This is a genomic window from Sphingomonas sp. MA1305 (assembly GCF_016107325.1).
Taxonomy (GTDB): domain Bacteria; phylum Pseudomonadota; class Alphaproteobacteria; order Sphingomonadales; family Sphingomonadaceae; genus Sphingomonas.
Window position 1 is genome coordinate 304,964 of sequence record NZ_RCVT01000003.1, and the last position, 26,097, is coordinate 331,060.

Genomic DNA, 26,097 nt, shown 5'->3' on the forward strand with positions numbered 1-26,097 from the left:
ATTGTCTGACGCGGGGGCACGGCTTTGGGTACACAGACCCGTTTTCGTCCCGGGCGAAGACCGGGGCTTGGTTGAGGAACGCTGCTAGCCGGGCGCGGCGCCTTGTCACGACTGCCTGTCCATCGGATCAGAACCTGCGCTGAGGAGAGGCAGATCCGCCTTATCGCTATCGCGAACGATTATCATCAATTATCTTAACCGGTGGTCGTTATGCGGTTGTGCCATCGCACCAATAGGCCTATGCGGCGTGACCAATTCACACGCCCTCATCACGGAGTAGGATTGGGATGGCCCGCAAGAAGATCGCGCTGATCGGCGCCGGCAATATCGGCGGCACGCTCGCGCACCTCGCAGCGCTCAAGGGACTGGGCGACATCGTCCTGTTCGACGTCGTCGAGGGCGTGCCGCAGGGCAAGGCGCTCGACCTGTCGCAGTGCGGCCCGGTCGAAGGCTTTGACGCCAGCATCAAGGGCTCGAACGATTACGCCGACATCGCTGGTGCGGACGTGATCATCGTCACCGCCGGGGTCGCGCGCAAGCCCGGCATGAGCCGCGACGACCTGCTCGGCATCAACCTCAAGGTGATGAAGGCGGTAGGCGAGGGCATCAAGGCCAATGCGCCCGACGCCTTCGTGATCTGCATCACCAACCCGCTCGACGCGATGGTCTGGGCGCTGCGCGAATTCTCCGGGCTGCCGGCGAACAAGGTCGTCGGCATGGCCGGCGTGCTCGATTCCGCGCGCTTCAGCCACTTCCTCGCCGAGGAGTTCGGCGTGTCGGTGAAGGATGTGAACACCTTCGTGCTCGGCGGTCACGGCGACACGATGGTGCCGGTGCTCCAATATTCGACCGTCAGCGGCATTCCGGTCAGCGACCTGATCGAGATGGGCTTCTCGACCAAGGAGAAGGTTGACGAGATCATCAAGCGCACGCGCGGCGGCGGTGGCGAGATCGTCGCGCTGCTCAAGACCGGCTCGGCCTATTACGCGCCCGCGACCAGCGGCATCGCGATGGCCGAGGCGTATCTCTATGACCAGAAGCGCATCCTGCCCGCGGCCGCTCACCTGTCGGGTGAATATGGCATCGACAATCTCTATGTCGGCGTGCCGGTCGTGATCGGCGCCGGCGGCGTCGAGAAGGTCGTCGAGGTCAAGCTGTCGGACGAGGCGAAGGCCAACCTTCAGGTCTCGGTCGACGCGGTCAAGGAACTGCTCGTCGCCTGCAAGGGCATCGACGAGAGCCTCGCCTGATCATCTTTTCAGCGCCGGCGGCCGGTGGTCGCCAGCGCCTTTTATCATGGCCTCCGCCGACGGAGGCTGTCACTCTCGGGAGCCTCCATGAGCATCCTCGTCAACAAGAACACCAAGGTCATCACCCAGGGCATGACCGGTGAGACCGGCAGCTTCCACACCAAGGCGGCGCTGGATTACGGCACGCAGATGGTCGGCGGCGTCACGCCGGGCAAGGGCGGTACCGAGCATCTCGGCCTGCCGGTGTTCGACACCGTCGCCGAGGCGGTGACCAAGACCGGCGCCGATGCGTCGGTGATCTACGTGCCGCCGCCCTTTGCCGCGGACTCGATCCTCGAGGCGATCGATGCGGAAGTGCCGCTGATCGTCTGCATCACCGAAGGTATTCCGGTGCTCGACATGGTCCGCGTCAAGCGCGCGCTGTCGGCGTCGAAGTCGCGGCTGATCGGCCCGAATTGCCCGGGCGTGCTGACGCCGGGCGAGTGCAAGATCGGCATCATGCCGGGTTCGATCTTCAAGAAGGGCTCGGTCGGCGTCGTGTCGCGCTCGGGCACGCTGACCTATGAGGCGGTGTTCCAGACCTCGAACGCCGGCCTCGGCCAGACCACCGCGGTCGGTATCGGCGGCGACCCGGTCAACGGCACCAACTTCATCGACGTGCTGGAGCTGTTCCTGGCCGACGACGCCACCGAATCGATCATCATGATCGGCGAGATCGGCGGCTCGGCCGAAGAGGAAGCGGCGCAGTTCCTGCGTGACGAGGCGAAGCGCGGTCGCAGCAAGCCGATGGCGGGCTTCATCGCCGGCCGCACCGCGCCTCCGGGCCGTCGCATGGGCCATGCCGGTGCGATCGTGTCGGGCGGTCAGGGCGGCGCCGAGGACAAGATCGCGGCGATGGAAGCCGCCGGCATCAAGGTGGCGGCCTCGCCGTCGGAGCTGGGCTCGACCCTGCTCGAGGTGCTGAAGGGTTGACGTTACACCCTCCCTCTCCCGCCGGGAGAGGGAGGGAGCCGCCGACAGGCGGCGGAAGGGTGAGGGTGTGGGGCACCCGTCACCCTCACCCTCCCACCCGCTATGCGGGCGGGCCCCTCCCTCTCCCGACGGGAGAGGGAAAGAAGGACGAAGACGATGGGCTACGAAGGCCAGGATTTCAGTGACATCGCGCAGGGCGTCAGCCCCGCGTTCATCGAGGCGCTTTATGCCAAGTTCCAGGCCGACCCTGCGTCGGTCGAGGGCGGCTGGCAGACCTTCTTCGAAGGGCTGGAGCGTGGGGCGGGCGGTCCGAGCTGGACCAACAAGCGCTGGCCGCTGACCACCACCGATGACCTGACTGCCGGCCTCGACCCGACGCAGATGGAGCCGGCGCCGAAGCCGGCCAAGGGCGGCAAGCCCGCGCCGACCGCCGCCGCCGCGCCGGCGCCGTCTAAGGACGAGATCATCCGCGCGGCCGGCGATGCGATCCGCGCCCAGCTGCTGATCCGCACCTATCGCGTCCGCGGCCACCTCGCCGCCAATCTCGATCCGCTCGGCCTTGCCAAGCGCGAGATGCCCGAGGACCTGCGCACTGAATATCACGGCTTCACCGATGCCGACATCGATCGCCCCGTCTATCTGGGCGGCACGATGGGCTTCGAATGGACGACGATCCGCCAGCTGGTCGACACGTTGCGCAAGAATTACTGCGGCAACGTCGGCCTCGAATACATGCACATCGTCGATGTCGAGGAACGCCGCTTCCTGCAGGAGCGGATGGAGGGCCAGAACAAGGCGATCGACTTCACCGTCGACGGCAAGAAGGCGATCCTCAACAAGGTCATCGAAGCCGAGCAGTGGGAGAAGTTCCTCGGCAAGAAGTATGTCGGGACGAAGCGCTTCGGCCTCGACGGCGGTGAATCGATGATCCCGGCGCTGGAAAGCGTCATCAAATACGGCGGCCAATATGGCGTGCGCGAGATCGTCTTCGGCATGGCGCACCGCGGCCGGCTGAACGTGCTCGCCAACGTGATGGGCAAGCCGCTGCGCGTCATCTTCCACGAATTCGCCGGCGGATCCGCCAATCCGGAGGACATCGGCGGCTCGGGCGACGTCAAGTATCACCTCGGCACCTCGTCGGACCGCGAATTCGACGGCCACAAGGTGCACATGAGCCTGGTCGCCAATCCGTCGCACCTCGAGGCGGTGAACCCGGTCGTGCTCGGCAAGACTCGCGCGATCCAGACGATCGCCGGCGACCTGACCGACCACACCGCCTCGCTGCCGGTGCTGATCCATGGCGACGCGGCCTTCGCGGGGCAGGGGATCGTCTGGGAATGCCTCGGCTTCTCCGGCATCCGCGGCTACAACACCGGCGGCTGCGTCCACTTCATCATCAACAACCAGGTCGGCTTCACGACCAGCCCGCAGTTTGCGCGCTCGTCGCCCTATCCGTCGGACGTGGCCAAGGGCGTGCAGGCGCCGGTGTTCCACGTCAACGGCGACGATCCCGAGGCAGTGACCTTCGCCACCAAGATGGCGATGGAATTCCGGCAGAAGTTCCACCGCGACATCGTCATCGACATGTGGTGCTACCGGCGCTTCGGCCACAACGAAGGCGACGAGCCGGGCTTCACCCAGCCGCTGATGTACAACATCATCCGCAAGCATCCGGGCGTCAGCGAGATCTACTCGAAGCGTCTGGTGGCGGAAGGCGTCGTCGACCAGGCGTGGGTCGACGAGAACATCAAGCAATATGTCACCCGCTGCGAGGGCGAGTTCGAGGCCGGCCAGGTTTACAAGCCCAACAAGGCGGACTGGTTCGCCGGTCGCTGGTCGGGCCTGTCGGCGCCGAAGGAAAGCGACCAGGGCCGCCGCAACGTCGAGACCGGTCTCGACCGCAAGCTGTTCGACGCGCTCGGCCGCAAGCTGACGACGATCCCAGACTCGATCCAGGTCCACAAGACGCTGAGCCGCGTGCTCGACGCCAAGCGCCAGATGTTCGCAACCGGTGAGAACTTCGACTGGGCGACCGGCGAGGCGCTGGCCTTCGGTTCGCTGCTGTCGGAGGGCTATGGCGTGCGCCTGTCGGGCCAGGATTCGGGCCGCGGGACGTTCAGCCAACGCCACGCCGTCTGGGTCGACCAGACCGACGAGCATAAGTACATCCCGCTGCAGACGGTGGAGCACGGTCGTTTCGAGGTGCTCGACAGCCCGCTGTCGGAATATGGCGTGCTCGGCTTCGAATATGGCTATGCGCTCGCCGACCCGAAGACGCTGGTGCTGTGGGAGGCGCAGTTCGGCGACTTCGTCAACGGCGCGCAGATCATGATCGACCAATTCATCACCTCGGGCGAGTCCAAGTGGCTGCGCGCCAACGGTCTGGTGATGTTGCTGCCGCACGGCTACGAGGGGCAGGGGCCGGAGCATAGCTCGGCGCGTCCCGAGCGCTTCCTGCAGTCGTGCGCGGGCGACAATATCCAGGTCGCCAACGTCACCACGCCGGCGAACTATTTCCACCTGCTGCGCCGGCAGATGCATCGCAACTTCCGCAAGCCGTTGATCCTGTTCACGCCCAAGTCGCTGCTGCGTCACAAGCTGGCGGTGTCGAAGAGCGAGGACTTCCTGGGCGACAGCCACTTCCGTCGCCTGCTGTCCGACACCAACGGCGCGGCCGATGCGGAAACGACCCGGCTGGTGCTGTGCACCGGCAAGGTCGCCTATGACCTGATCGAGGCGCGCGATGCCGCCGGCGACACGGGCACGCAGATCGTCCGCGTTGAGCAGCTCTACCCCTTCCCCAGCGAGGCGCTGGCGGAGCGGATCGCGAAGATGCCGAACCTGCAGGACGTGGTTTGGGCCCAGGAAGAGCCGAAGAACAACGGCTATTGGTTCTTCGTCGAGCCGTTCATCGAAGAGGTGCTACAGCAGGCCGGTGCGCGTGTTGCCCGCGCCCGCTATGCCGGCCGCGCCGGTGCGGCTTCGCCGGCGACCGGCCTGATGAAGCGCCACACCGCGGAGCAGGGCGCGCTGGTCGCCGATGCGCTGGGCCATAATGTGCGTGAGGAAATCCGCCGGACGCGTGCAGAAGGCAGCACGACGACGGCACGGCCCACGCAGGCGCCGTCGAGCTAAGATGACGAATGGCCCGGCCGTCGCTTCGGCCGGGTGATACGGTGAAACTGGCGCGGGTGACGACCGACCCGCGCGCGTGAAGCCCCCCGGGGCGGAGGAAGATGGGAATGGCGACTGAAGTTGTGGTGCCGACGCTCGGCGAATCGATCACCGAGGCGACGCTCGGCGAATGGCTCAAGCAGCCTGGCGATGCGGTCGCGGTCGACGAACCGATCGCCAGCCTTGAGACCGACAAGGTGTCGGTCGAGGTGCCGAGCCCGGTCGCGGGCGTGATGGGCCAGCATGCGGTCGAGGTCGGCGCGACAGTCGAGGTCGGCGCGATGCTGGCGACGATCGAGGCGGGCGACGGCGCCCCGGCCAAGACCCCGGCGGCCGAGCCGGCCGTGACTGCCAGCCCGGCGACGTCCGCGCCTGCCGCCGCCGCTGCGCCGACCGGCGATGCCGCCGCGGCCCTGTCGCCGTCGGTGCGCCGTGCGGTGCTGGAGCATGGCGTCGATCCCTCGACGATCCAGGGCACCGGCAAGGACGGCCGCCTGACCAAGGAAGACGTCGCCGCCGCCGCATCGGCCAAGCCCACCGCGTCCGCGTCGGCGACGCAGCCCGTTGCCGCCGCTCCGGCACCCACCGGCGGCCGCAAGGAAGAACGCGTCAAGATGACGCGCCTGCGCCAGACGATCGCCAAGCGCCTCAAGGAAGCGCAGAACACCGCCGCGATGCTGACGACGTTCAACGACGTCGACATGACCGCGGTGATCGAGGCGCGCGCCAAGTACAAGGACCTGTTCGAGAAGAAGCATGGCGTCCGGCTGGGTTTCATGGGCTTCTTCGTGAAGGCCGCAACGATGGCACTGAAGGACATCCCGTCGGTCAACGCCAGCATCGAGGGCGACGAGATCGTCTACCACGATTATGCCGACATCTCGGTCGCTGTCTCCGCGCCGAACGGCCTGGTCGTGCCGGTGATCCGCGACGCCCAGGACCTGTCGGTCGCCGGCATCGAAAAGACGATCGGCGATTTCGGCAAGCGCGCCAAGGATGGCACGCTCAAGATGGACGAAATGAAGGGCGGCACCTTCACCATCTCGAACGGCGGCGTGTTCGGTTCGCTGATGTCGACCCCGATCATCAACCCGCCGCAGTCGGCGGTGCTCGGTCTGCACCGCATCGAGGAGCGCCCGGTGGTCCGCGACGGCCAGATCGTGGTGCGCCCGATGATGTATCTCGCTTTGAGCTACGACCACCGTCTGATCGACGGCCGCGAGGCGGTGACCTTCCTGGTCGCGCTGAAGAATGCGATCGAGGATCCGACCCGCATCCTGATCGACCTGTAAGACTGGCGCTTCCTGCCACCCCGGCGCAGGCCGGGGGTGGGGCGGCGACTGATGCAACCGGGGCCGTGCACGCCTATATCCGCCCCGTAACTGGCCCCCGGCAAGCGCCGGGGTGGAGACAAGACCATGGCTGACGAACAGCAGTACGACTATGACGTCCTCGTGATCGGTGCCGGCCCCGGCGGCTATGTCGCCGCGATCCGCGCGGCGCAGCTCGGCCTGAAGACGGCCTGCGCGGAAAGCCGCGAGACTTTGGGCGGCACCTGCCTCAACGTCGGCTGCATCCCGTCCAAGGCCATGCTGCACGCGTCGGAATATTTCGAGGGTGTCGCTGGCGGCGCCTTCGCCAAGCTCGGTATCAAGGCGACGGGCGTCGAGCTCGACCTTGATGCGATGCACGGCCAGCGCCGCGACGCCGTCAAGCAGCTGACCGGCGGCATCGAATATCTGTTCAAGAAGAACAAGGTCGAGTGGCTGAAGGGCCGCGCCAGCTTCACCGGCAAGGACACGGTCGAAGTTGCGGGCCGGACGGTGCGCGCCAAGAACATCGTCATCGCCACCGGCTCCAGCGTCACGCCTCTACCCGGCGTGACCGTCGACCAGAAGGTCGTCGTCGACTCGACCGGCGCGCTGGAGCTGGCAAAGGTGCCGCAGCACCTCGTCGTCATTGGCGGCGGCGTGATCGGCCTCGAGCTCGGCAGCGTGTGGCGGCGTCTCGGCGCCAAGGTCACCGTCGTCGAATTCCTCGACCAGATCCTGCCCGGCTTCGATGGCGACGTGCGTAAGGAAGCCAATAAGATCTTCAAGAAACAGGGCATCGAGTTCAAGCTGTCGACCAAGGTCACCGGCGTTGCCGTCAACGGCGACACGGCGACGCTGACCGTCGAGCCCGCGGCCGGCGGCGAAGCGCAGTCGATCGAGGCGGACGCCGTGCTGGTCGCGATCGGCCGCAAGCCCAATACCGACGGCCTCAACCTCGAAGCGGCTGGCGTCGCGCTGAACGGCCGCGGCCAGGTGGAGATCGACCACGATTTCCGTACCAACGTTCCCGGCGTCTGGGCGATCGGCGACGTCGCGCCGGGCCTGATGCTCGCGCACAAGGCGGAGGACGAGGGGATCGCGGTAGCCGAGAATATCGCCGGCCAGCATGGCATCGTGAACCACGACGTCATCCCGTCGGTCGTCTACACCATGCCGGAATTCGCCGGGGTCGGCCTGACCGAGGAAGCGGCGAAGGCACGCGGCGATGTGAAGATCGGCAAGTTCCCGATGATGGCGAACAGCCGCGCCAAGACCAACCATGAGCCCGACGGCTTCGTGAAGATCATCGCCGATGCCAAGACCGATCGCGTCGTCGGCGTCTGGGCGATCGCCAGCGTCGCCGGCACGATGATCGCGCAGGCGGCGCAGGCAATGGAATTCGGCGCGACCAGCGAGGATATCGCCTATACCTGCCACGCCCATCCGACCCATTCGGAGGCGATCAAGGAAGCCGCCATGGCGGTGACCGGCAAGCCGATCCACATCTGATGCCCCGCGGCGCGGTTCCGGCTTCCGATCCGGACCGTGCCGCCCTGGAGGACGCGTGGCTGACGCTGACGCGGGTCACGCTGCCCGCGCTTGCCGCCGAGCGCCACTGGCCGGTGCGCGCGGATCATTGCTTCCAGCGCATCCTGCTCGATAACGCACTCGGCGGCCGGTGGTACGATGCCGTCACCGGCCGCCCGGCCTATCGCCACATCGACGCGGCAGCTCTGGCCAGGGCCGTGGCCTTGGGACAGGCGGCGATCGACGGGGACGCGGATATGGCGGCGATGAACGGCCGCTCCCTGGCTTGGCGCGTCGGGCGGACCGATGCTGCGCGCTAGCTCCGCTTCCTAGAACAATTTGCGGACACCGAGCCGGATGGATCGACCGAGCGGGTCGAGATAGGCGGCCTGGAACCGATTCGGCGTCGCACCGGTGCGGTCGCGCACGTCGATCCGATCGTTCAGCAGATTCTCCACGGTCACGTTCAACGTCGTGTTTTTGGCCCACGGCTGGTGCACCACCTGATCCGCGTGGAGCGAGCCGTAGGCGACGATCCAAGTACGTCCGGAGAAATGCAGGTCCGACGCGGCGATCGAATTGCGGACCCGCGTCGGTCCCTGCAACTGCGTATAGGTGCCGAGATTGACCGGCCCGAACGAGCCGCCGATATCGCCCGTCACTTCCCACCGTGGACGACCGCCTGTGCCGTTCAGCGTCGCGCCGTCGAGCAGGTCGAGCGTCGGCAGGCCGGCGCGCAGCAACGCGGTGTCTTCGAGCCGCAGCGTCGCATTGGTCGATGCGTAGAGATAGGGTCGCGGCTTCGGCGGCTTCGGGGGCGGCGCGACCTTCGCAGCGCCACCGGCTGGCGACGCAGCGGCGGCCGGTTTCTTCCCAAGCTGCGTGAAGATGCTTCCGGTGAATTGCAGGCTGCGCTCCCGTTCCTCGGCGACGTTGATCGAGCGCAGATCGACGCGGGTCAGCTGGCCGATGTCGTTGCGCTGGAACAGCTCGGGAAAGGCAGATTGGAAGGCAGACGTCGCGCTGCCGACCGAAGTCATCTGGTTGACGGTACGACGGTCGACGTAATCGACCGACAAGCGGAGCGGTCCATCGGCGAACGGCGTCAGCGATACGCCAAACCGGGCGGCGTGACGGCGCTCGGGCAAGAGCAGCGGATTGCCCCCGCTGATCGTCGTCACCGTCGCCGTGGTGCCGGTGACAAAGTCGAAGAACGGCGTGTTCGGCGTTGAGAGGATCGGCAGGGTCAGCACCATGAGATCCGGCGGCGTCTGCGAAAGGTCGATCGACGCGGTGAATTGGATGCGCTTGTCGATCGCCCAGGTGAGGCCGTAGGTCGATCGGACAAGGCTGCCGTAACCGGACACGTCGGAGATGCCGATCGTACCGTTCAACGTCAGCCTTCCGACAAATGACAGCACGCCCTGATCCGGCGCCGTGACGGGGACGGTCGCGTTGATGCTCGCACCGCTTGTCGTCCGGGCCAGCGCCCGGTCCGAGCCGTTGGCAAGGCCGATCGTGCCGGTTCCACGCATATAGTCACCCGTCACGGTGACCAGGGCATCGCCTGCCGGCAGTCGGACCAAGGGCCCGTTCGCGGTCGCTTTTGCGGTCAGGTTGTCGGCGCTGCCACGGCGGCGCGTGGCCAGCCGCGCTGCCGTCTCCGCCGCATCCAGCGGCTGCAGCGGGTCGCCGCCCGCGGTGATGCTGGCCTGTAAGGCGTCGGTCGGGATGCCGAGTTCGTTGTAGGTGCTCGATTGGGAATGGTCGTAACTGCCGGTTACGTGCCACGACCAGCGACCGATCAGCCCGTGTACGCCGCCGCCGGCGTTCAATTTCAGGTTGGTGCTACGTTGATGGAGCGTGGTGTCGGCAAAGTAGCGCGATACCAAGGTGTCGCCGGCGAACGGCAGGACGCCACCGCCCGGCACGCGCAGCGTGGCGGCGGCGAGTCCGTTGCGACCAAGGGTTTGCTGAGCCTCCATCCCGAGGGTCAGCGAACCGGAGACGGCGTCGGCGATCGGCGCGGCGAACGTCGCATCGGCTTTTACGGTGTCGATCCGCGGCTGCAGCGTGCGGTAACGACCGATGTCGGTGATCGCCGGCCTGTTCGCGGTCGCGGTATAGGCGGCGAGGTTGCGCCGGCCGGCGGAATCGGTGGGCAATGCGGCGACCTTCACCGTGTCGCCCACAAGGTGGTCGAGCGCGGGATCAATGCTGCCGCCACCGGCGGCGGCGACATTGCCGGTCAAGGCGAAAGGGATGTCCGGATCGGGCAGGATTGCGCGGGAATCCTGCTGTACCGGGTTCTGCCGCAACCAGGATGCATTGACCGACAGGCGCCGCGATCCGGACAGTCGGGTGGCGATCATTTCAAGATAATTGGTGCCGCCGCCGCCTTCGGTCGTCGTGCCGGCGAGTTGCTGCGTCGCCACCGAACGAAATTGCTTCTTGGTTATGAAGTTCATCACCCGCTGCGTCGGCGGGAAGCCGAATCGTGCCGCATCCTGTTCGGGCAAAATCTCCGTGCGCTCGATCGCCTCGGGCGGCAATTCCCAGATTTCTTCCGGTGCGGCGGTGCGCCGGCCGTTGAGCAGGAAGATCGGCGCGCCGCCGCTGGCGCTTGCCGTCAAGCCTTTCAGCCGCTGCACCAACTCCTTCATGTTCGTTGCGCCCATTGCGCGGATCGCTGCGGGGTCCAGCACTGCGATCGGCGTGGCATCGCCGATCGCGGAGCCGGCGATGCGGCGGGCGCTGATGATCACATCGTCCGCGGTGCCCGCTTCGGTTGCGGCAGCGGCCCGATCGGCCGCCGGTGCTGCACCGTTTTGCGAAAGCGCCGGCTGGGGAATTGCCAACGCCAACCCACTGCACCCGGCCATCAGCAGCGTCAGCGATGTCCTACGCCCGGTCATTGGATTATCCCCCGAAAGCAAGTCGTTACCGTGTCAATTCTGGCAAGCCCGCAATTTCCCCCGAGCCGAATGCCAGCATCATTCGGGCAGTGTTGCATTCTCATCTCAGCGAAATCGATTTTATACATCAGTTATAGGAAAGAGATTGTGGCCGGCATGTGGCGTGAAGGCCGACAATTGCCCGTAAAGCCAAAGTGGCGGCGCCCTGACTGGTATGGACCTACATGGCCGCCGCTTCGTTACCCTGGCATAGATCGCCCATTCGGCGCGGTGATGGGGGGATGATGACGCCAATCCGGTGGCACGTGGCCCGTGGTGTGGCGGTGACGGTGGCGATGCTGCCGGCGCTGTCAGGTTGCGTCCCGGGTGTCCTCGATCCCGCCGGCCCGGTAGCGGCCGGCGAGAAGAGCATCCTGATCAACGCGCTCGGCATCATGCTGGCGATCGTCGTCCCGACCATTGTCGCGACGGGTGCCTTCGCCTATTGGTATCGCGCTTCGAACGACCGCGCCAAACGCTATCCGGACTTCTCCTTCTCCGGAAAATTGGAGCTCCTCGTCTGGTCGGTGCCGCTGCTGATCATCATCTTCCTCGGCGGCATGGGCTGGGTCGGCAGCCACCAGCTCGATCCGCCGCGGCCGCTCGTCAGCAAGCAGGCTCCGGTGACGGTGCAGGTCGTCGCCCTCGATTGGAAATGGCTGTTCATCTATCCCGATCAGGGCGTCGCCAGCGTCAACCGGCTGGTCATCCCCGCGGGGGTGCCGGTACGGTTCCAGATCACCTCGGCAACGGTGATGAACAGCTTCTTCATCCCGCAATTGGGCAGCCAGATCTATGCGATGGCGGGGATGGAAGCGAAGCTGAACCTGATGGCGGATCGGCCCGGCCAGTATCGCGGCCTGTCCGCGCACTATAGCGGCGAGGGCTTCGCCAACATGAACTTCACCGTGACCGCCGTGCCGCCGGCACAATTTGCGGCCTGGGCGAACGGCGTGCGCGGCAGCGGCGGCGCCGTGCTGGACGGCGCCAGCTACCTCGCGCTCGCCAAGGCGAAGGGCAATGTCGCGCCCTTCACCTATCGCGCGGTGCCGCCCGGTTTCTTTGCCGCGGCGGTGCGCCAGGCGGGGGCGCCGGTGCATGAAGTCGACAACGAGGGGCGCGAAAGCTGATGTTGGGCAAGCTCGGCTGGCATTCGATCCCCTTCGACAATCCGTTGCCGCTGTTCGCCGCCGGCGCGGTCGGCGCGATGATCCTCGCCGCCGCCGTCTGGGCGTGGCGGCACGGCTATGTGCCCTATCTGTGGAACGAGTGGATCACGTCGGTCGATCACAAGAAGATCGGCATCATGTACTGCCTGTTCGCCCTCGTCATGCTGGTCCGCGGTTTCGCCGACGCGGCGATGATGCGCTCGCAACAGGCGATCGCCTACAATAATGGCGGCTGGCTGCCGCCCGATCACTACGACCAGATCTTCTCCGCGCACGGCACGATCATGATCTTCTTCGTGGCGATGCCGTTCATGGTCGGGCTGATGAACTTCGTCGTGCCGCTGCAGCTTGGCGTACGTGACGTGGCGTTTCCGACCCTCAACTCGGTCAGCTTCTGGCTGACCGCAGCGGGCGCGCTGCTGGTCAACCTCAGCCTGGTGATCGGCGAGTTCGCCAAGACCGGATGGCTTGCCTATCCGCCCTTGTCGGAGCTGCGCTTCTCACCCGGTGTCGGCGTCGATTACTATCTCTGGGCGCTGCAGATATCCGGGATCGGCACGCTGCTCAGCGGCGTCAATCTGGTTACCACGATCCTGAAGATGCGGGCGCCGGGCATGACCTACAGCCGCATGCCGATGTTCTGCTGGACCTCGCTGGCCTCCAACCTGCTGATCATCGCCGCGTTTCCGATCTTGACCGCGACCTTCGCGATGCTGCTGCTCGACCGATATCTCGGCTTCCACTTCTTCACCAACGAGCTCGGCGGCAACCAGATGATGTTCGTCAACATGATCTGGGCCTGGGGCCATCCCGAAGTCTACATCCTGATCCTACCGGCCTTCGGCATCTTCTCGGAAGTCGTGTCGACCTTCTCGGGCAAGCCGCTGTTCGGCTATCGCTCGATGGTCGTCGCGACCATGGTCATCTGCATATTGTCGTTCATGGTCTGGCTGCACCATTTCTTTACGATGGGGGCGGGGGCCGACGTCAACGGTTTCTTCGGCGTGACGACGATGATCATCGCGGTGCCGACCGGGGTGAAGGTCTTCAACTGGCTGTTCACCATGTATGGCGGCCGCATTCGCTTCCATGTGCCGATGATGTGGGCGGTGGCCTTCATGATGACCTTCGTCATCGGCGGCATGACCGGCGTGCTGCTCGCCGTACCGCCCGCCGATTTCGTCCTGCACAACTCGCTGTTCCTGGTCGCGCATTTCCATAACGTGATCATCGGCGGCGTGCTGTTCGGCGCCTTTGCCGGCTATAATTACTGGTTCCCGAAGGCGTTCGGCTTCATGCTCGACGAACGCTGGGGCAAGCGCGCCTTCTGGCTGTGGGTGACGGGTTTCTACCTCGCCTTCATGCCGCTCTACGTCCTCGGCCTGATGGGCATGACGCGGCGGATGCAGCATTACGACGTCGCCGGCTGGCAGCCGTGGCTGATCGCCGCCGCATTTGGCGCGGTGCTGATCGCCGGCGGCATGGCCTGTCAGGTCATGCAGTTCATCGTCTCGATCCGAGATCGTGCGAGGCTGGTGGATAGCAGTGGCGACCCGTGGGACGGCCGCAGCCTGGAATGGATCACCAGTTCGCCGCCGCCGGCGTTCAACTTCGCCGCCTTGCCCAATGTCGAGGGGCAGGAGGCCTATTGGGGCATCAAAGAGACGGCGCGGGAGAACAAGGAACTGTCGAAGCAGCCCAAATACGAGAGCTTCGAGATGCCGCGCAATTCGCCGACCGGCGTCGTCACCGCCTTCTTCGCCACCGCAATGGGCTTTGCCCTGGTGTGGCACATCTGGTGGCTGGTGGTGCTCGGCTTCCTCGGCGCTTGGGCGACCTTCGTCATCTTCGCCTGGCGCGACAAGACCGAGTTCGAGGTCAGTGCCGACGAGGCCCGGCGGCTCGATGCGGATCGGCGGCGTGGCAAGGCGGCGATGCTTGACCTGCCGGTGGAGCAGACCGCGTGAGCGCCGCCGCCACCAGCGCAGGCGATCCCCACCGGCTCGGCCGGTCGGAGGCGCAGGGCAGCAGCCACAAGGGGCCGGCGCCGAAACGGATCGTCGTTGCCTATGGCTTCTGGATTTTCCTGCTGACCGACTTCGTCATGTTCGCCGGCTTTTTCGCCGGTTATGCGGTGCTCGAACGCGCGACCGCGGGCGGACCATCCGGGCGCGACATCTTCGAACTGCCGCTGGTCGGGGCGGAGACGGTGCTGTTGCTGCTGTCCAGCTTCACCTGCGGGCTCGCCGGCATCGCCGCGAGCGTCAAGAACCGCCTGTGGTTCCAGCTCGCAATGGCCGCCACTGCATTGCTCGGCGCGGGCTTCCTGTGTCTTGAGGCCTATGAATTCCTACATTTGATCAATGAAGGACATGGGCCACAGCGCAGCGCCTTCCTGTCCGCCTTCTTCGCGCTGGTCGGCTGCCACGGCGTGCACGTCACGCTCGGCCTGATGTGGCTGACGACGATGATGGCGCAGGTCTGGGCCAAGGGCTTCCGCGACGACATCATGCGGCGCGTCGCCTGCTTCAGCCTGTTCTGGCATGCGCTGGACATCATCTGGGTGGCGCTGTTCACCGTGGTCTATCTGCTGGGATCGGGCGCATGAGCGACGATAATGCCGAACTCGACGACGATCGCGCGCCCGGCGACGGGGCAAGCGCGGGTGCCAGCGTCGGAGAGAAGGTGCGGACCTACGCCGCGGGTTTCGTGCTCGCCGCGCTGCTCACCGGCGCCTCTTTCACGGTGGCGGGAACCGGCTTGGTGTGGGGGCCGGCGATCCCGGTCGCCCTGATCGCGCTGGCGATCGCCCAGATGGGCGTCCACCTCGTCTTCTTCCTCCACGTGACCAGCGGACCGGACAATACCAACAACGTGCTGGCCTTGGCGTTCGGCGTGCTGATCGTCGGTCTGGTGCTGGTCGGCTCGATCTGGATCATGGGGCATCTCGACCACAATCTGATGCCCGGCATGGTGCGCCAGCCGGCGATGTGACGGTTCAGCCGATCGTCACCTGGCGCGTCACGCGATCGACGCGGATGCGGGCGCCGCGGATCTCCAGGATGAAGCCGGCTGCGCCGTCCCAGGCCGCGGCCGTCATTGGCGAGCCTGACAGATCATACCATCGCGGCTGCTGATACGGAGCCGGATCGCCCAGCCGATGCGCCTTGCGTAACTCCGCCAGGCCGGCGACATAATCTTCCAGCGCGCCATCGCGCGCCGCCCAATCGACCCAGCCGATCGCATTGTCCTGCGCATAGGCATTGTTGTTGCCCTGCTGCGTGCGCCCGAACTCGTCGCCTGCGGTCAGCATGATCGTGCCGCGCGAGGCGAAGAGTGTCGCCAGCAGCGCACGCCGATCGCGGTCGCGCGCCGCATTCACGGACGGATCACCGCTCGGCCCCTCAACGCCGTTGTTCCAGCTGTAATTGTCGCCGTGGCCGTCGCGATTGCCCTCGCCATTGGCGTGGTTGTGACGGTGTTCATAGGCGACGAGGTCGGCGAGCGTGAAGCCGTCGTGTGCGGCGACGAAGTTGACGCTGCGCGTACCGTCATTGCCGAAGATGTCGTCCGAGCCAGCGACCCGCGTCGCCAAGGCTCCGGCACCGAGATCGCCGCGCCAAAAGCGGCGGACGTCGTCGCGATAGCGGTCGTTCCATTCCAGCCAGCCAGCCGGAAATTGACCGAGCTGATAGCCGCCGGGTCCGATGTCCCATGGCTCGGCGATCATCAGCCGGCCGGCAAGCAGGGGGTCGGCGGCAATTTCTGTGAAGATGGGCGCATCGGCGGCAAAACCCGGACCGCGCGCCAGCACGGTCGCGAGATCGAAGCGAAAGCCGTCTACGCCCAGCGCGGAAAAATGGCGCAGGGCATCGAGGATCAGCTGCCGCACCTCGGGCCGTGCACAGTCGAGCGTGTTGCCGGTGCCGGTGTCGTTGATCAGGCTGCCATCGGGCGCATGCGCATAATAGAGCGCGTCATCGAAACCGCGCAACGACAGCTTCGGGCCGTGTACGTCGCTTTCGCCGCTGTGATTGAAGACGAGGTCGAGGATCACGCCGATCCCCGCCGCGCGCAGCGTCGCCACCGTGTCGCGGAGCTCCGCCACGCCTCCGGGAGCGAGCCGCGGATCAAGCGCCATCGGCACGACCGGATTGTATCCCCAGGCGTTGGTGAGGCCGAGCGGCGGCAGGTGACGCTCGTCGATCCAGGCGACGATCGGCATCAGCTCGACCGCCGCGACGTGCAGCTTCCGGAGATGCGCGATGATGGCGGGATGGGCGAGGGCCGCGATCGTGCCGCGCTGCGCCGGCGGCACGTCCGGATGAAGCATGGTGAAGCCGCGGACGTTGATCTCGTAGATCAGCCCGCCGGGCGCGAAGAGCGGCGGCAGCGGGCGCGTCGGGCTGAGCCGCGGTTGCACGATCGCCCGGGGAACCAGAGGGGCGGTCTCGACGCCGGGCTCACCCAGAATGGGATCGTAGACGAAGGGGCGGTCGAGTTCGACCGCATAGGGATCGACCAGCAGCTTGGTCGGGTCGGTGGCGCAGCGATAGCCGTAGCGCTGGCCGGGGCCGACGCCGGCGACGCGCACGGTCCAAATGCCCGCGCCGGTATCTTCCATGGCAATCTGGCGCTCGGCATTGCCGTCGTACAGGCAAAGAGTGACAGGAGCGGAAGCACGAACGGTAAAGCGGACGGCACCCTCGTCGACGATCGCGCCGAAAGCGGGGGCCGACGCGACGGACCCCGCAAGCCCGATCACGTTACCACGTCGGGCGCGCTCCGCCCGGTGTGCCGCCCGATCCCCGCGATCGCATCCGCCGCCGCGACGATGTCGGCGAGCATCGTGCCGGTCTCCTCGTCCAGCCGACCTTCGGCGGGCTCGTAGCGTTCGAGGTAGACACGCAGGGTCGCGCCGCTGGTGCCGGTGCCCGACAGACGGAAGACGACGCGGCTGCCGCCCTCGAAGAGGATGCGCACGCCCTGGTGGCGGCTCACCGACTGATCGGTCGGATCGGTATAGGCGAAGTCGTCCGCCGCGGCGATCGTCAGCGAACCGACAGTGCGACCCGGCAGGTCGCCCAGCGAACCACGCAACTCCGTCATCAGGGCGTCCGCCCGCGCGCTCTCGACGCCTTCATAGTCGTGACGAGCGTAATAATTGCGGCCGTAGGTCGCCCAATGATCGCGGGCGAGCTGGTCGACCGACTTGCCGGTGACGGCGAGGATGTTGAGCCAGAGCAGCACCGCCCACAGGCCGTCCTTCTCACGGACATGATCGCTGCCCGTGCCTGCACTTTCCTCGCCACAGACCGTCGCCATGCCGGCGTCGAGCAGATTGCCGAAGAACTTCCACCCGGTCGGCGTCTCGAAGGCGGGGATACCGAGCCGCTCCGCGACCCGATCGGCCGCGGCGCTGGTCGGCATCGAGCGGGCGATGCCCTTCAGCCCGCCGGCATAGCCGGATGCGCAATGCGCGTTGGCGGCGAGCATCGCCAGGCTGTCCGATGGCGTCACGAAGCGGCCCCGGCCGATGATGAGGTTGCGATCGCCGTCGCCATCCGACGCGGCGCCGAAATCGGGCGCGTCGGCGGACATCATCAGATCGTACAGGTCCTTGGCATGGACCAGATTGGGGTCGGGGTGATGGCCGCCGAAATCCTCCAAGGGGATGCCGTTGCGCACCGTGCCCGGGGCGAAACCCAGCCTGCGCTCAAGGATCTCGGTCGCATAGGGGCCGGTCACCGCGCTCATCGCGTCGAAGGCCATGGTCAGCCCAGCGTCGCGGATCGCAGCAAAGTCGAACAAGCGCTCCATCAACGCGGCATAGTCCGCGACGGGATCAACCACTTCGACCGTCATTGCGCCGACCTGGCTCTCGCCCAGCGTATCGAGGTCGAGGTCGGCTGCATCGACGGTCAGCCAGCGGTCGATGGTCTTGGTTCGCGCGAAGATCGCCTCGGTCACCCCTTCGGGCGCGGGACCACCGTTGGCGATGTTGTACTTGATCCCAAAGTCCTCGGTCGGGCCGCCCGGATTGTGGCTGGCCGACAGCACCAGACCACCCAGGGCTTGGCGGATGCGGATCATGTTGCTCGCCGCCGGCGTCGATAGCAGGCCGCCGCGGCCGACCACGACGCGCCCGAAACCGTTGGCGGCAGCGATGCGGATCGCCTTCTGGATCACCTCGCGATTGAGGAAGCGGCCGTCGCCACCGATCACCAGGGTCGCGCCGTCCTTGCCATCGATAACGTCGAACACCGACTGGACGAAATTCTCGGCGTAGTTCGGCTGCTGGAAGACGGTCACCTTCTTGCGCAGCCCGGAAGTGCCGGGCTTCTGGTCCGGATAGGGCGTCGTCGAAACACTACGGGTCATGCGATCAGGCTCTTGTAAAGATCGGCATAGCGGCGGCCGCTCTCGTTCCACGAGAAGTCCGCACGCATACCGTTGCGTTGGATGGTGCACCACAGATCGGGTCGTGAATAGGCCCGAACCGTCCGCGCTATGGCGTGGCTGAGACTATGATAGCTGACCTCGCCGTGCTGAAAGCCCGTCGCGACGCCGGCGGCGAGCGCCGCTTCATTGGCGTCGATCACCGTGTCGGCGAGCCCTCCGGTCCGCGCGACGACGGGGACGCAGCCATAGGCAAGCCCATAGAGCTGGGTCAGCCCGCACGGTTCGAAGCGCGACGGGATCAGGATCGCATCGGCGCCGCCCTGCAGCAGGTGCGACAGCGGCTCGTCATAGCCGATCCGCACGCCGATCCGACCGGCATGGCGCTGGCTGGCCGTCAGGAAGGCCTGTTCCAGCGGCGCGTCGCCCGAGCCGAGTAGCGCCAGCCGACCGCCGCGCGCGACCAATTCGTCCAGGCAGTGGACGAGCACGTCCATGCCCTTCTGCCAGGTCAGGCGACTGATGACAGTAAACAACGGGCCGTCGCCGGCCTCCAGCCCGAACATCTTTTCCACCGCACGCTTGTTCGCACGGCGCCGGCCGAGCGCGCGGGCGGTATAGCGCTGGGGCAGGGCGGCGTCCGTTTCCGGGTTCCACACCGCCGGATCGATGCCATTGACGATGCCGTGGACGCGGGACACGCGCGCCTCGATCAACCCCTCCAGCCCCATGCCGAAGCGGTTCTCCCGGATTTCGGCGGCATAGGTCGGGCTGACCGTGGTGATCGCATCGGCGCTTTCCAGGCCCGCCTTGAGAAAGCCGACCCCGCCGTAATATTCGACGCCGTCGATGCCCCAGGCGGCGTCCGGCAAGCCCAGTTCCGGAAAGATGTCGGCGCCGAACTGGCCCTGGAAGGCGATGTTGTGCACGGTCGTCACGCTGCGCGCCGTGCCACCGCCGTAGCGCAGATAGGCCGGCGCCAGTGCGGCCTGCCAATCGTGGGCATGGAGCAGGTCGAAATCCTCCGCCACGTCCGCCGCCGCTTTCGCCAACGCTGCGAAGCGCCGCCAATCATCCGCGTGGCCGTACAGCCCGCCGGTCCGCGCGAACAGCGCCGGCGCGTCGAGCACGAGCAGCGGATGCTCGCCGATCCGTGCGCTCAGCAGCCGCGCCTCGCTGTCCATCAGGTCGGGCCAACGCCGCACGACCTTGGCGCCCTTCACCGCCTTGCCGACCACTGGATAGCCGGGGATCAGCGTCGTCGTCTGCACGCCGTGCGGAGCGAGCGCCGCAGGCAGCGCCCCGACGACGTCCGCCAGCCCGCCGGTCTTGACCAGCGGGAAGGCCTCCGAGGCGACGGACAGGACCTTCACGCCGTCAGCCGGTCGATCATCGGCTGGGTGATCAGACAGACGCCCTTGTCGGTGCGGCGGAAGCGCTGGCCGTCAAGCATCGGATCCTCGCCGACGACGAGATTATCCGGGATCACCACGCCGCGGTCGAGCACCACTTTCTTCAGCCGCGCACCGCGACCGATGTGGCAATAGGGCAGGACGACCGCTTCATCGAGCGACGAGTAGCTGTGCGCCCGCACGCCGGTCGACAACAGGCTGCGGTGGATGGTCGATCCCGACACGATGCAATTGCCCGACACCAGGCTCGACACCGCCGAACCACGCCGCCCGTCGAGATCGTGGACGAACTTCGCCGGCGGCGTGATCTCGGAATAGGTCCACAGGGGCCATTCCTTGTCGTACAGGTCCAGCTGCGGGATGATGTCGGTCAGGTCGATGTTCGCTTCCCAATAGGCGTCGACCGTGCCGACGTCGCGCCAATAGGCGGCCGGCTCCTCCGACGAGCGCACGCAACTGGCGGAGAAGCGGTGCGCCTGCGCCTTGCCGTGTTCGACGAGGTAGGGGATGATGTCCTTGCCGAAATCGCGACTCGATCCCGGCGTGTCGGCATCGCGGCGCAATTCTTCGAACAGGAACTGGGTCGAGAAGACGTAGATGCCGAGCGAGGCAAGCGCGACGTCGGGCTGGCCGGGGATCGACGGCGGATCGGCGGGCTTCTCGACGAAGTCGATGATCCGGTCGGTCTCATCGACGTGCATCACGCCGAACGCACGCGCCTCCATGCGCGGCACCTCCATACAAGCAACCGTGACGTCGGCGCCACTGTCGCAATGCTGCTGGAGCATGATCTCATAGTCCATCTTGTAGATGTGATCCCCGGCCAGGATCACCATAAACTCGGGACCGTAACTCTCGATGATGTCGATGTTCTGATAAACCGCGTCGGCGGTGCCCTCATACCATTGGAATTCCGAGACGCGCTGGCTGGCGGGCAGGATGTCGAAGCTTTCGTTGCGCTCGTCGCGCAGGAAGTTCCAGCCGCGCTGCAGGTGGCGGATCAGGCTATGCGCCTTATATTGCGTAGCGACGCCGATCCGGCGGATGCCCGAATTGATCGCGTTGGACAGCGCGAAGTCGATGATCCGGCTCTTGCCGCCGAAATAGACCGCTGGCTTGGCGCGGGTGTCGGTCAGTTCCATCAGCCGGCTGCCGCGCCCGCCAGCCAGCACATAGGCCATCGCATCGCGCGACAGCGGGTGACGTCCTATCCGGTCTACCATCGACCCCTCTCCATCATTTTGTTCATTGTCGTTGCCATGAGGATCAGCCCACGAATTGCAGCATGATCGTCGCGAGCGGCGGCAGCGTGACCCAAGCCCCGCCGTCCTTCGCCGTCACGCCGCCCAAATTGCCCAGGCCGGATCCCCAATATTCGTGCGCGTCCGAATTGATGATCTCGCGCCAGCAGCCGTCGTGCGGCAGCGGGATGCGGTAGGGCGCGCGCGCTACCGGAGTCAGATTGGCGATCACCGCCACCGGCTTCTCGCCCGGCGCGGTCCGCAGCCAGGCGAAGACCGAGTTGAGCGCGTCGTCGGCGACCAGCCAGGCGAATCCCTCCGCCTCGCAATCGCGCGCATAGAGTGCGGGCGTGTCGCGATAGACGCGGTTGAGATCGCGCAGCAGATTCCGCACGCCTTCATGCGAATGGGCGCAGCGCAGACCCCAGTCGAGGGCGCGATCCTCACTCCATTCGCGGCGCTGGGCGAATTCCTGTCCCATGAACAGCAGTTTCTTGCCGGGATAGCCCCACATGAACGCGTAGAGGCTGCGCAGGTTCGCGAACTTCTGCCAGTCGTCGCCCGGCATCTTTTCGAGCAGCGTGCCCTTGCCGTGCACCACCTCGTCATGGCTCAGCGGCAGCACGAAATTCTCGTTGAAGGCGTAGACCAGGCCGAAGTTGATCTCGCCATGGTGATGGCGCCGATGGATCGGCTCACGCGCGAAATAGTGGAGCACGTCGTGCATCCACCCCATGTTCCATTTGAAGCCGAAGCCGAGGTTGTTGCGCGGTCCGTCGTCCAGGGCGGGGGCGGATACGCCCGGCCAGCTGGTCGATTCCTCGGCGATGGTGAAGATGCCGGGATGCTCGCGATAGACCGCGCGGTTCATCGCGCGCAGGAAGTCCACCGCCTCCCAATTCTCGCGGCCGCCCTCCGCATTCGGGATCCATTCGCCCGCCTGGCGGCTGTAGTCCCGGTACAGCATCGATGCGACCGCATCGACGCGCAATCCGTCGACATGGTAGCGTTCGGCCCAGAACAGGGCGTTGTTGACGAGGAACGCCTCGACCTCGCGGCGACCGAAATTGTAGATCGCCGTGTTCCAGTCGGGGTGGAAGCCGAGACGGGGATCGTCGTGTTCGTAGAGCGCGGTGCCGTCGAACCTGGCGAGGCCGTGCGCGTCGGTCGGGAAATGCGCCGGCACCCAGTCGAGGATGACGCCGATCCCCGCCTGATGCGCGCCGTCGACGAAGCGCGCGAAGCCTTCGTGGTCGCCGAACCGCGCCGTCGGCGCGTAGAGGCCGGTGGTCTGATAGCCCCATGACGGGTCGTAGGGATGCTCGCTGACCGGCATGAACTCGATATGGGTGAAGCCCAGGTCGACGACATAGGGGATCAGCCGGTCGGCCAGCGCGTCCCAGCTGAGATACCAGCCGTTGTCGTCGCGATCCCAGGATCCTGCGTGCACTTCGTAGATGCTGATCGGCACGCGGCGCGGATCGACGCCTGCCCAGCTGTCGCGATGCGGTGCGTCGTGCCAGACATGCGCGGGTGGGGCGGTGGTGATCGACGCGGTCTTCGGCCGCAATTCGGCGGCGAAGGCGAAGGGGTCCGCCTTCAGCGGCTGGATGGTGCCGTCCGGCCCGACGATCTCGAACTTGTAGGCACGGCCAGGGCCTATGTCGGGAAGGAAGATCTCCCACACGCCGACCGCGCCACGACGGCGCATGACATGCCGCGCGCCGTTCCAGTCATTGAAGTCGCCGACGACCGACACCCGCCGGGCGTTGGGGGCCCAAACCGCGAAATGCGTGCCCTGCGCGCCCTCATGCTCGATCTGGTGCGCACCGACCTTGTCCCACAGGCGGAAGTGCGATCCCTCAGCCATCAGATAATCGTCGGTGGGGCCGAGCACCGGGCCGAAGCTATACGGGTCCGTCAGCCACCATTCGGCGCCATAGCCCTGGGCCTTATACTTCACCGGCTGCGGATCACCGGCGACGTCGCCTTCGAACAGGCCGCGGTCGTCGGTGCGGATCAGCACGCCAAGGCTCGTGCCGTCGAGCGCATGCGCCTCCACCGTCTCCGCGCCGGGTATCAGTGCGCGAGCGAAACTGCCCTTCGGTCCGGCGAAGACGCCGAGCAGCGAGAAGGGGTCGTCGTGCCGCCCCTCAATCAGGGCTGCCAGGGCGCCGCGCGGCGGCTTCACATCACGCCCCAGATGTCGCGGGCATATTCGCTGATCGTTCGGTCGGAAGAGAACCAGCCCATATTGGCGACGTTGAGGATCGCCGACCGACCCCAGGCGGCGGGGTCGCTCCAACGGGCATCGACCGCCCGCTGCGCGGCGGCATAAGCGTCGAAATCGGCAGCGACCATGAACCAGTCATGGTCGTACAGGCCCCCCATCAACCCCTTGTAGCGATCGGGATCGTCGGGCGAGAAGACACCGGAAGCAATCGCGCTGACTGCCTGCGCCAGCTCGCGCGAGTCCTCGATCACCTCGCGCGGTTCATAGCCGGCGGCGCGCTTTTCAGCGACCTCGTGGGCAGTCAGGCCGAAGATGAAGATGTTGTTGTCGCCGACGTGATCCTTGATCTCGATATTGGCGCCGTCGAGCGTGCCGATCGTCAGGGCGCCGTTCAGCGCGAACTTCATGTTGCCGGTGCCAGAGGCTTCCATGCCGGCGGTGCTGATCTGTTCGGACAGATCGGCAGCGGGGATCATCCGTTCTGCCAGGCTGACGTTGTAATTGGGCACGAAGGCCACCTTCAACAGATCGCCGACCGCGGGATCGGCGTTGATCCGCTTAGCGACGTCATTGGCCAATTTGATGACCAGCTTGGCATTGTGGTAGCTCGACGCCGCCTTGCCGGCGAACAGCTTGACCCGCGGCGTCCAGTCCCGCTCCGGATGGCTGCGAATCTGGTCATACAGCGCCACCGTCTCGACGATATTGAGCAGCTGCCGCTTATATTCGTGGATGCGCTTGATCTGAACGTCGAAGATGGCGTCAGGATCGGCGCGCAAGCCTATGCTTTCCTTCAGATAATTCGACAGTGCCACCTTATTCGAACGCTTCACCGCGGCGAAACGCTCCCGAAAGGCTGCATCGTCGGCATAGGGCGCGAGCGCGGTCAGCGCCTGCGCGTCGTCGCGGAATGTCTCGCCGATCGCGCCGGCGACCAGCTCGGTCAGGCCCGGATTGCATTCCTGCAGCCAACGGCGCGGGGTGATGCCGTTGGTCTTGTTGTTGATCCGGTCGGGAAACAGCCGGTGCAGGTCCGCGAACACCGTCTTCTTCATCAATTCGGTGTGCAAAGCCGCCACACCGTTGACCGAATGGCTGCCGGCGAAGGCGAGGTTCGCCATCCGGACGCGCCGTTCACCCCCTTCGTCGATCAGGCTGATCGCGGCAATGGCGCGATCGTCGATACCGTCGACCTTGCGCGCATCGCGCAACAGCTTGGCGTTGATCTGATAGACCAACTGCATATGCCGTGGCAGCAGGCGCTCGAACAGCGGCAACGGCCAGCTTTCCAACGCCTCGGGCAGCAAGGTGTGATTGGTGTAGCCGAAGGTCGCACGGGTGATGTCCCACGCCTCCTCGAAGGCCAACTCGTGGAAATCGACCAGCACCCGCATCAGTTCGGCGACAGACACGGCGGGATGGGTATCGTTCAACTGGATCGCCGCTTTATCGGGCAGGGTGCGGATGTCCCCGAAATATTGGACGTGACGGCGCACGATGTCCTGGATCGATGCCGAGGAGAAGAAATACTCCTGGCGCAGCCGCAATTCCTGCCCCGCGGGGGTGGAATCGTTGGGATAAAGAACGCGGGTCAGCGTCTCCGCCCGCAGCTGCCCGGCAAGCGCGCCCTGAAAATCGCCCGCGTTGAACTGGTCGAGGCGGATCGGGTCAAAGGCGCGGGCACGCCACAGCCGCAGCGTATTGACCCGCTTGCCGCGCCAGCCGACCATCGGCGTATCGAAGGCGACCGCTTCCACCGCCTCTGCCGGCGACCAATGGGTCAGGCCGGCCGCGGTGCTAGTCACCTCGCCGCCGAAGCCGACGAAATAGGCGCTCTCCCGGCGCTCGAACTCCCACGGGTTGCCGTGCGCCAGCCACGTCTCCGGCAGCTCGACCTGCCAGCCATCGTCGATGCGTTGGCGGAACATGCCGTTCACGTAGCGAATGCCATAGCCGTAAGCCGGCAGGTCGAGGCTGGCGAGGCTTTCCATGAAGCAGGCTGCGAGCCGGCCGAGACCGCCGTTGCCGAGCGCCGCGTCGGGCTCGATCTCCTCGATCTCCGCAAGGTCGACGCCGAGGGATGACAGGGCCGCCGCCACCTCTTCGGTATGGCGAAGGTTGGACAAAGCGTCGCGCAACAGGCGGCCGATCAGGAACTCGAGGCTGAGATAATAGACCCGCTTCGCCCCGGCGGCATGCGCCGCCTTGGTGGACTCCATCCAGCGTTCGATGATCTCGTTGCGCAGCGTGAGGATCGTTGCCGCCAGCCAATCATGGGGACGCGCCGCCTGCGCGTCCTTACCGATCCGGTGGACGAGCGTGTCGACGATCGAAGAGGCGAGCGCCTGAGGAGAATCGCTATCGGTCACAATGGCCCCGTAACTTGGGAAATGGGTAAGCACGTACTGACGACAGGGCCCATAATCTTGGCACTGTTAACATGTTGCCGAGGG

At 66.0% G+C, this 26,097-nt stretch carries 17 protein-coding genes; 10 read left to right on the forward strand and 7 right to left on the reverse strand.

What is annotated here, in order from left to right; translation table 11 throughout:
* The first annotated feature begins 287 nt into the window (after positions 1-287).
* The 6 genes from mdh to D9601_RS14405 all read left to right on the forward strand — a co-directional run bounded on the left by mdh (position 288) and on the right by D9601_RS14405 (position 8,556).
* Positions 288-1,250, forward strand: coding sequence for a malate dehydrogenase (gene mdh, locus D9601_RS14380; protein ID WP_198354724.1), 963 nt, complete (start codon positions 288-290; stop codon positions 1,248-1,250).
* Between the two features lie 87 nt (positions 1,251-1,337).
* On the forward strand, positions 1,338-2,222 hold the full coding sequence (sucD, locus tag D9601_RS14385; protein WP_115379064.1) for a succinate--CoA ligase subunit alpha: 885 nt from the start codon (positions 1,338-1,340) through the stop codon (positions 2,220-2,222).
* A gap of 156 nt (positions 2,223-2,378) precedes the next feature.
* Positions 2,379-5,357, forward strand: a complete 2,979-nt coding sequence (locus tag D9601_RS14390) for a 2-oxoglutarate dehydrogenase E1 component (RefSeq protein WP_198354725.1) — start codon at positions 2,379-2,381, stop codon at positions 5,355-5,357.
* A 107-nt stretch (positions 5,358-5,464) separates the two neighbouring features.
* On the forward strand, positions 5,465-6,688 hold the full coding sequence (odhB, locus tag D9601_RS14395; RefSeq protein ID WP_198354726.1) for a 2-oxoglutarate dehydrogenase complex dihydrolipoyllysine-residue succinyltransferase: 1,224 nt from the start codon (positions 5,465-5,467) through the stop codon (positions 6,686-6,688).
* A 126-nt stretch (positions 6,689-6,814) separates the two neighbouring features.
* Positions 6,815-8,218: a dihydrolipoyl dehydrogenase gene (gene lpdA / locus D9601_RS14400; protein ID WP_198354727.1), complete on the forward strand. Its 1,404-nt coding sequence runs from the start codon at positions 6,815-6,817 to the stop codon at positions 8,216-8,218.
* Positions 8,218-8,556 (forward strand): GCN5-related N-acetyltransferase, encoded by a 339-nt coding sequence (locus tag D9601_RS14405; protein ID WP_198354728.1) that lies wholly within the window; start codon positions 8,218-8,220, stop codon positions 8,554-8,556. The genes lpdA and D9601_RS14405 overlap by 1 nt, the downstream gene beginning before the upstream one ends.
* A 9-nt stretch (positions 8,557-8,565) precedes the next feature.
* On the opposite strand, the gene D9601_RS14410 is transcribed toward D9601_RS14405, so the two are convergent.
* Positions 8,566-11,151 (reverse strand): TonB-dependent receptor, encoded by a 2,586-nt coding sequence (locus D9601_RS14410; RefSeq protein ID WP_232474228.1) that lies wholly within the window; start codon positions 11,149-11,151, stop codon positions 8,566-8,568.
* 305 nt (positions 11,152-11,456) lie between these two features.
* Here D9601_RS14410 and cyoA point away from each other — a divergent pair, with 305 nt between their 5' ends.
* From cyoA to cyoD, 4 genes are read left to right on the forward strand one after another with little or no spacing between them, the layout of a single operon-like run.
* Positions 11,457-12,320 carry a ubiquinol oxidase subunit II gene (cyoA, locus tag D9601_RS14415; protein ID WP_332838012.1) on the forward strand — a complete coding sequence of 288 codons (864 nt, stop codon included), beginning with the start codon at positions 11,457-11,459 and terminating at the stop codon, positions 12,318-12,320.
* Complete coding sequence (gene cyoB, locus D9601_RS14420; protein ID WP_198354730.1) at positions 12,320-14,326, forward strand: cytochrome o ubiquinol oxidase subunit I; 2,007 nt, start codon at positions 12,320-12,322, stop codon at positions 14,324-14,326. The genes cyoA and cyoB overlap by 1 nt, the downstream gene beginning before the upstream one ends.
* The gene (cyoC, locus tag D9601_RS14425) at positions 14,323-14,967 is read left to right on the forward strand and encodes a cytochrome o ubiquinol oxidase subunit III (protein WP_198354731.1); all 645 of its coding nucleotides are present in this window, start codon (positions 14,323-14,325) and stop codon (positions 14,965-14,967) included. Before cyoB ends, cyoC begins: the two co-directional genes overlap by 4 nt.
* The gene (gene cyoD, locus D9601_RS14430; RefSeq protein WP_198354732.1) at positions 14,964-15,353 is read left to right on the forward strand and encodes a cytochrome o ubiquinol oxidase subunit IV; all 390 of its coding nucleotides are present in this window, start codon (positions 14,964-14,966) and stop codon (positions 15,351-15,353) included. Before cyoC ends, cyoD begins: the two co-directional genes overlap by 4 nt.
* Positions 15,354-15,357: 4 nt before the next feature.
* Here cyoD and glgX read toward each other — a convergent pair whose 3' ends face one another.
* The 6 genes from glgX to D9601_RS14460 form a co-directional block, all read right to left on the reverse strand.
* Complete coding sequence (gene glgX, locus D9601_RS14435) at positions 15,358-17,121, reverse strand: glycogen debranching protein GlgX (RefSeq protein WP_443024760.1); 1,764 nt, start codon at positions 17,119-17,121, stop codon at positions 15,358-15,360.
* A complete protein-coding gene (locus D9601_RS14440; RefSeq protein WP_198354733.1) occupies positions 17,121-18,740 on the reverse strand; it encodes an alpha-D-glucose phosphate-specific phosphoglucomutase in 1,620 nt (539 codons plus the stop codon). Before D9601_RS14440 ends, glgX begins: the two co-directional genes overlap by 1 nt.
* The gene (gene glgA / locus D9601_RS14445) at positions 18,737-20,131 is read right to left on the reverse strand and encodes a glycogen synthase GlgA (RefSeq protein ID WP_198354734.1); all 1,395 of its coding nucleotides are present in this window, start codon (positions 20,129-20,131) and stop codon (positions 18,737-18,739) included. The genes D9601_RS14440 and glgA overlap by 4 nt, the downstream gene beginning before the upstream one ends.
* Positions 20,128-21,351 carry a glucose-1-phosphate adenylyltransferase gene (gene glgC, locus D9601_RS14450; RefSeq protein ID WP_232474267.1) on the reverse strand — a complete coding sequence of 408 codons (1,224 nt, stop codon included), beginning with the start codon at positions 21,349-21,351 and terminating at the stop codon, positions 20,128-20,130. Before glgC ends, glgA begins: the two co-directional genes overlap by 4 nt.
* Before the next feature lie 85 nt (positions 21,352-21,436).
* Positions 21,437-23,602 carry a 1,4-alpha-glucan branching protein GlgB gene (glgB, locus tag D9601_RS14455; protein WP_198354736.1) on the reverse strand — a complete coding sequence of 722 codons (2,166 nt, stop codon included), beginning with the start codon at positions 23,600-23,602 and terminating at the stop codon, positions 21,437-21,439.
* Positions 23,599-26,013 (reverse strand): glycogen/starch/alpha-glucan phosphorylase, encoded by a 2,415-nt coding sequence (locus D9601_RS14460; RefSeq protein ID WP_443024758.1) that lies wholly within the window; start codon positions 26,011-26,013, stop codon positions 23,599-23,601. The genes glgB and D9601_RS14460 overlap by 4 nt, the downstream gene beginning before the upstream one ends.
* Positions 26,014-26,097: the final 84 nt, after the last annotated feature.